At 43.9% G+C, this 6,879-nt stretch carries 6 protein-coding genes and 1 riboswitch; of the genes, 1 reads left to right on the top strand and 5 read right to left on the bottom strand.

Annotation, left to right across the window (positions count from 1 at the left end):
• Window positions 1-142: 142 nt before the first annotated feature.
• On the bottom strand, window positions 143-1,276 hold the full coding sequence (locus ACGTNI_RS19810; RefSeq protein ID WP_394464221.1) for a zinc-dependent alcohol dehydrogenase: 1,134 nt from the start codon (window positions 1,274-1,276) through the stop codon (window positions 143-145).
• A gap of 191 nt (window positions 1,277-1,467) precedes the next feature.
• The gene (locus tag ACGTNI_RS19805) at window positions 1,468-2,415 is read right to left on the bottom strand and encodes an MBL fold metallo-hydrolase (RefSeq protein WP_394464220.1); all 948 of its coding nucleotides are present in this window, start codon (window positions 2,413-2,415) and stop codon (window positions 1,468-1,470) included.
• Between the two features lie 222 nt (window positions 2,416-2,637).
• Here ACGTNI_RS19805 and dacB point away from each other — a divergent pair, with 222 nt between their 5' ends.
• Window positions 2,638-4,137, top strand: a complete 1,500-nt coding sequence (gene dacB / locus ACGTNI_RS19800) for a D-alanyl-D-alanine carboxypeptidase/D-alanyl-D-alanine endopeptidase (protein ID WP_394464219.1) — start codon at window positions 2,638-2,640, stop codon at window positions 4,135-4,137.
• Between the two features lie 40 nt (window positions 4,138-4,177).
• Here dacB and ACGTNI_RS19795 read toward each other — a convergent pair whose 3' ends face one another.
• The 3 genes from ACGTNI_RS19795 to ACGTNI_RS19785 form a co-directional block, all read right to left on the bottom strand.
• Window positions 4,178-4,615: a potassium channel family protein gene (locus tag ACGTNI_RS19795; protein ID WP_394464218.1), complete on the bottom strand. Its 438-nt coding sequence runs from the start codon at window positions 4,613-4,615 to the stop codon at window positions 4,178-4,180.
• Complete coding sequence (locus ACGTNI_RS19790) at window positions 4,560-4,898, bottom strand: hypothetical protein (protein WP_394464217.1); 339 nt, start codon at window positions 4,896-4,898, stop codon at window positions 4,560-4,562. The genes ACGTNI_RS19795 and ACGTNI_RS19790 overlap by 56 nt, the downstream gene beginning before the upstream one ends.
• A 282-nt stretch (window positions 4,899-5,180) precedes the next feature.
• Window positions 5,181-6,416, bottom strand: coding sequence for a dicarboxylate/amino acid:cation symporter (locus tag ACGTNI_RS19785; RefSeq protein ID WP_394464216.1), 1,236 nt, complete (start codon window positions 6,414-6,416; stop codon window positions 5,181-5,183).
• A gap of 186 nt (window positions 6,417-6,602) precedes the next feature.
• Window positions 6,603-6,719, top strand: a riboswitch (SAM riboswitch).
• Window positions 6,720-6,879 lie beyond the last annotated feature (160 nt).

Below are 6,879 nucleotides of genomic sequence, written 5' to 3'. Positions count from 1 at the left end.
TTTAATTTTATCAGAGGTTGTCCTTATTTTCTTTATTGAAAATAAAAGAAAACCATAAAAAAGTGGTCGGCATCATTTTGATGCCGACCACTTTCCGTTTAATTTACTGGGTTTTGTCCCAGCCTCAATTCATGCTATTTGTTTATGGCTTCAGTACTACTTTGATGTTTCCATCTTCTTTTTTATCAAAAATATCATAGGCTTTGGCTGCATCATCAATCGGCATGCGGTGGGTGATGATGTCTGTAGGATCGAACTTGTTGTTTTCAATCATGTCATAAAGCATCGGCATCAAGTGGATGACCGGCGCTTGTCCCATTTTCAGGGAAACATTTCGGCTGAAGAAATCTCCAATCGGGAAGCCATTTGCTTCTGTGCCATAAACACCAGTCAATTGAACAGTACCAAACTTACGGACAGCCTGAGAAGCTGTTACAATCGGACTGATTGTTCCAAATTGGTTGTCATGTTCGGAACCGAATTCTTCATTCGGAGGCACGGTCCCATCCATTCCTACACAATCGATGACAACATCCGCACCGCCTTTTGTTTCTTCATGCAATAAAGCTCCGATATCCGGATTTTCTTTGAAATCGAACGTCTCTACCTGATTGGTTTTCTTTGCATGCTCCAGACGGTGGTCGACCTGATCGACCGTGATGACTCGCTCAGCTCCTTTAAGACGGGCAAATTTCTGGGCCATCAAACCAATTGGTCCACTTCCTAATATGACGACGGTGTCGCCTTCTTTTACACCGCTATGTTCGACACTCCAGTATGCGGTAGGGATGACATCAGATAAAAACAGTACGCTTTCGTCATCCAGGTTACTGTTTTCCGGAACCTTGAACGAAGTAAAATCAGCATAAGGTACTCTTAAGTACTCTGCCTGACCTCCGGGAAAGTTACCGAACATTTCTGTGAAACCGAACAAGCCGCCTATTTCACCGTGTGGGTTGGAGTTATCGCATTGGCTTTCCATCTGGTTATTACAGAAAAAGCATTCGCCGCACCCTATGTTGAATGGGATAACGACACGGTCACCTTTTTTCAGGTTCTTCACTTCAGGTCCAACTTCTTCAACAATGCCCATAGGCTCATGTCCGACGATGTAATCCTGTTCCGGCTCGATTCCACCTTTGTATAAATGAAGGTCAGAGCCGCATATCCCGCTGGCTGTTATTTTTACGATCATATCATCCGGCTGCTGGATGGACGGAGCTTCAACATCTTTCACTTGCATGTTTTCTTTTCCTTGAAACGTTACTGCTTTCATTCCTTCACATCCTTTCCGTGTTGTAATGGGCTATAACCATTTTATAGAAGTTTTAAACGCTGCGACTTTAGCATTGGAGAGGAAGCGTAGCTGCTTTAAGAGGGGGAATGTCACTCGCGGTGAGGTATCAGAGGATTTGTTCAAAAAGCCGTTAGAAAAAGGCCGGAATTTTTCCGACCGTTTAAAGGGAGTTATTTGTTTTGCTTATTCAGAAAATCAACAATGCCCATGGCACATACTTCGAAATCTACTTCCAATACCTGGTGAACAGGGTGATTGTCAGGGATATGGTGGTTTTGTAGATAATCCTGAACTAACTGGTAGAGGCGCTTTTTGACACCTGCTTGTCCTTCCTCATTAGCCAATGCCTCTTCGCCTGCTGCGACAAACTTTGGCAGCCATGCTTCTACCTGCTGGAATACTTCTTCGGGTTGGGCCGATTCACCAAAATGGCCGAAATAGATTCGGTCGACACCGAGCGTGCGGAATCGGTCGATGGAAGCACGCATAGCACTGGGATCGAACTGGTTCGGTGATGTAGAAGGCAAATAGAAGGTTAATCCTTTATCCTGGGTTTGATGATACCTTACACCGACTGTGTCTCCCGTGAAAATGCCGTTACTTTTGGAATCATGGATGCTGAAATGATGTTTGGCATGACCAGGTGAATCATAAAAGGTTAGGGTACAATCCGGACTGATATCCAGGGTTTCTCCATCTTCTTTCACAATCAGGCGGTCTTCTGGAATCGGAACAATGGGATCAAACAATTCATCGAACTTCTCTCCATAAACGGCACGGGCGCCGGCAATCAATCGGGATGGATCAGCGAGATGTCGCTCCCCGCGAGGATGTACTACTACTTCGGCATTAGGACATTCTTTCAATAAAAGTCCTGCCCCGCCTGCATGGTCCAGGTGAATATGGGTCACAATGATAAAACGGATAGCTTCAGGATTAATATCCAATTCTTTCAAGCCCTCAAGTACATACGGAATAGAGGGACTGGGTCCTGTTTCAATCAGAGTCAGGTGCTCTTCATTAAGTACATAGGTGCCTGTTCTGCCAGGCATCCCCAAATCATAACCATCAATTAACTGGATGCGGTTTCCTAATTCAATTGGAGCTTTTGTTTTCATTTGGCTCACCTCATAAAGAATTTCTGTCACTTCTTTACTACATTCACTTTTTAAACAAAAAATCCTTCTTTATGACAGGTATTTCAATGGGGAGAAAACCTACTCAGTCAAAAGTCATAAATACACCAGACCAATTAGCTGTTTTTTGAACAATTGTTAAAATTTTCAGTATTCTTTGCTAAGGTTGAAGTACCAATTTATTCAAGGAGGAAGATACATAAGATGCTGCCTGCAAAAGCGAAACAAATCGTGGTAATGTTTCTGTGTTCCGTAATGTTGTTTGCCCCTTTTCAAGCCTATGATAATCCACAAGTGACCGCCTCTTCTGAAAATGAGGCCTTAACCGATCAGCTGAATATGATTATGGCAGATGAAAAATTAGAAGGGGCGCTGGCAGGCGTCAGTATCCGCTCTGCCGAAACAGGTGAGGTTCTTTACGAACATGATGCTGATAAGCGACTGAAGCCGGCTTCTAATATGAAGCTGTTGACCGCTGCTGCTGCATTAGAGGTTCTTGGTTCTGACTACACTTTCCCGACGGAAGTTCTTGCCGAGGGAGAAATAAAAGGAAATAAACTGCATGGCGATCTATATTTGAAAGGGAAAGGCGACCCTACGTTGATGGAAAAAGACTTTGATACTTTAGCAAACGCGTTAAAAGAAGCCGGAATCAAAGAAGTGAAAGGAAATGTGATAGCGGATGACAGCTGGTACGATGATGTCCGGTTGTCCGAAGATATTTCCTGGAACGATGAAACGAACTATTATGCCGCTCAGGTTTCTGCCCTGACTGCCGCTCCTAATGAAGACTACGATGCAGGCACCGTCATCGTGGAAGCACATCCAGCGGATACAGCCGGGGAGCCGGCGGAGGTGAAAGTTGTACCGGAAAACGATTATGTAGAAATTATTAACCAGGCAAAAACAGTACCAATGAATCAAGAGAAGGATATTTCTATTGAACGTAAGCATGGAACTAACCAGATTATTGTAGAAGGTGAGATTCCTGTTGAAGGGTTCCGTTCCCGCTCCTGGGTTGCTGTCGATGAACCTTCCGGACTAGCATTGCATCTGTTCGGAAGAGCATTAGATAAGGAAGGTATTAAGGTAAAAGGGGAATTAGCCGGAGAGGGATCAGCTCCTGAGTCTGCTGAATTGCTTGCTTCCAAACAGTCGATGCCGTTGGAAGAGCTGTTAATACCCTTTATGAAACTAAGCAACAATGGACATGCAGAAACCTTAATAAAAGAAATGGGGAAAGTCGTTCACGATGAAGGCAGCTGGGAAAAAGGGCTGGAAGTGGTGGAAGATTTCCTGATGGATATAGGAGTGGAAGCTGATACGCTGCGACTACGGGATGGTTCCGGTATGTCCCATGTCAACATGGTGCCTGCCCATGAAATTTCTGAACTATTATATCAAGTAAGAGGGAAAGAGTGGTATCCTGAATATTTAGCTTCCCTTCCTGTCGCAGGAAGAAGTGATCGGTTTGTAGGGGGAACACTTCGTTACCGGATGAATGATACCCCAGCAGAAGACAACGTTAAAGCAAAGACCGGATCTTTGACCGGAGTTACTTCACTGTCTGGTTATGTGACCAGCAAGGATGGGGAAGAGCTGATTTTCGCTGTCGTATTGAATAATTATCTGGGATCGGTTCAGGATATTGAAGATGAAATTGCTATCACATTGGCAGAATCCGAATTTAGTAGTGAAGAATGAAATGGAAAAACGGACTCCTATCGCTGAGGAGTCCTTTTTTTTATGGCTTTTTTTCGTGAGACAGCTCTTCTAACACTACGGAAAGCCTATGCATATCATCAGCAGTCAACTCTTCATAGCGATCTAATTCTTTCTGGACGAATTGCACGGTTGGATGTTTCGATTTTCTCTCTTTAACAAAGTAAGTGGTAATGGAACCTGTCAGCATCCCGATCAGGCCTATCCCCACTAACATAAGTACAACCGCTATGACTCGTCCACCTACGGAAGCGGGAGAGATATCACCATAGCCGACAGTGGTTGTGGTTACGATTGACCACCAGAGCCCATCTCCATAACTATTGATACCTGGCTCGAAGTATCGAATTAGTACCGTGGATAAAAATAACAGCACCACGGATATGGTGAATACTCGGTCCAGATTATTGGTTTTCAATACACTTAAAAAAGGTTTTGAAATAATTTTTCGATATAGCAAAGACCCTTAACACCATGAGCAGACGCGCCAGCCTTGCCATTTGGAACATACCGCCTAACGGGATAGCGGCGACAAGATCGAGCGGATGTGTTTTTATATACCCCCACTTGTTTTTACTAATCGTGATCCGGATAATGACATCAATGAAAAATACCGCCCAAATCACCTTGTCGATGACCGGCTGGTAGGACAAGTCAAACACCAGAAATAACACAGAAGTAAGTGCTAATAAAATAAGGGAAGTTTCATATATCAACTTTACTTTTACTTGTTGCATTGGCATCCATTCCTTCTAGTTTTTCGGGATACCTTTACCCTGTTCATCTTCCATGCAAACAGGTAACGTTTCAAATATTACTCCAAAAAAATCGATACCGGCAGTGTTGTCCAGTATCGACACTTTTTGTCTAGTATTCGCTTGGAAAGTCTAGTGAAAAAATGAAGGTGTCCAGTATTTTTCTCAGATTGTCTGGTAAATTTCATATTACTTCTAGTAACAGCCTGTCTTGTCTAGTACTCCAGTATGCTGTCTAGTAATAAAGTAGACACAGAAACAGATAAGACATCAGGCGGCTGAATCGGAATCAGCTTCTTCATTACGGTCAATGACTGCGGAACCAACGATATCTCCTAAAACATTCGAGGCGGTACCAGCCATGCCAATCAGTACATCCACTCCAGCAATCAATGCGACAATTTCTAGTGGCAAGTTGAACAGGCTGAGCACGGCTGCCAACGTAACCAGTCCAGCAGCTGGAATACCAGCTGTCCCAATTGACAGTAGTGTTCCGACTAATACAATGGTAAGAAAGTCCATGACAGACAACTCAAGGCCAGTGATATTGGCGGCAAAAACGATGGACACTCCCATCCGTAATGCCCCGCCATCTGAGTTAAATACAGCTCCGATCGGCAAGGAAAAATTGGCTGTCCGCTCGGATATCCCTGCTTTTTTAGCTGATTCAATGGCAACAGGAAGGGAAGCAATACTGCTGGATGTAAAGAATGCAGTAAAATACGCCTCTTTTGTCTTTTTGAAAAAACCGCGGATACTGACTTTTGCATACTTGAGAAAAGCTGTATAAACGAACAACCACAATAGGATGACCCCTAGATAAAACACCCCGGTAAACGCCAGCAGGGATTGGAAAGTCTGCCAACCCTGGCTTCCGAATGAAGAAGCACTAATGGCGAATATTCCAATCGGAGCATAGAGAAGAATTCCTTTTAACAATAAAAAGAATAACTCATTGGCAGCAGAAAAGAACCGGTGCAATGTTTCTCCCGCATTACGCAGGTCGACTTTATCGGCGTATCTCATCCTGGCCATTCCCAATCCGATGATGACGGCCAGGAAAAGAATACCCATCAGCTCCCCGGATGCGAAGACTTGAAAGATATTGTCCGGGACAATATTCAGTAATACATCCGAAAAGCCTGGAGTTTCCGGTTTTTCTACCTGGGCATCAGGTAACGAAAGCTGAGAACCCGGATTGATCCATAATGCTAGAGCTACTCCGATGACAACCGCGGCCCCTGTGGTCAGCCCGTAGTAGACTAGCAATTTGCCGCCCAGGCGACCTAAATGTCTCGGCTTCATCTGGTTGATAGCGAGGACAACGGTGAGAAAAATAACTGGGATCGCAATTAAGCTTAATAGGTTGATAAGAATCGTACCCAGTGGTTTCAGCACTTCCGCCTGTTGTCCGAAGATAATACCAACAGCAATACCAAGCAGGAAGCCGATAGTCATTTTCAGAATAAAAGAAGAATGTTTGTATGTATGCCAGATTGTTTGCATGATTAAACCTCACTTTCACCTTGTTACTTAAAGTATAACAGGAAGAGATCATCACCATTAGGCAATTAGAATTATTTTTACTAATGTAAAGGTTTTCATTGTGAGAATAGATAAAAAAGTCAGAAAATATATTGACATTCTTATTGGTATCTTGTAGCGTAGGATTTAACTTAATTACGGAAAACATCCTTATCGCGAGCAGGGGAGGAATTTGGTCCCGTGAACCTGCAGCAACCTGTTATTTTCTCTAAGGAAATAATAAGGTGCTACGTCCAACAGACGCTGTTGTCTGAAAGATGAGGAAGAGAAAAGCCTCTTCCTCCGGGAGAGGCTTTTCTTTTTGTGTGTGCCCGGCATGTGCGCACGCTTTAGGGTTCAAGTCCCGAGCGGTGAAGGTCATTGTAACCGTTAGCTGAAGGCAAGGGTGTCTGGGACGACCTGGAATCTGAAGGAAGCTGGAGGC

The organism is Thalassobacillus sp. B23F22_16, from assembly GCF_043496955.1.
Lineage (GTDB): Bacteria > Bacillota > Bacilli > Bacillales > Halobacillaceae > Thalassobacillus > Thalassobacillus devorans_A.
Note: the sequence above shows the minus strand (reverse complement) of the source record. Positions and strands in the feature narration are given on the sequence as shown.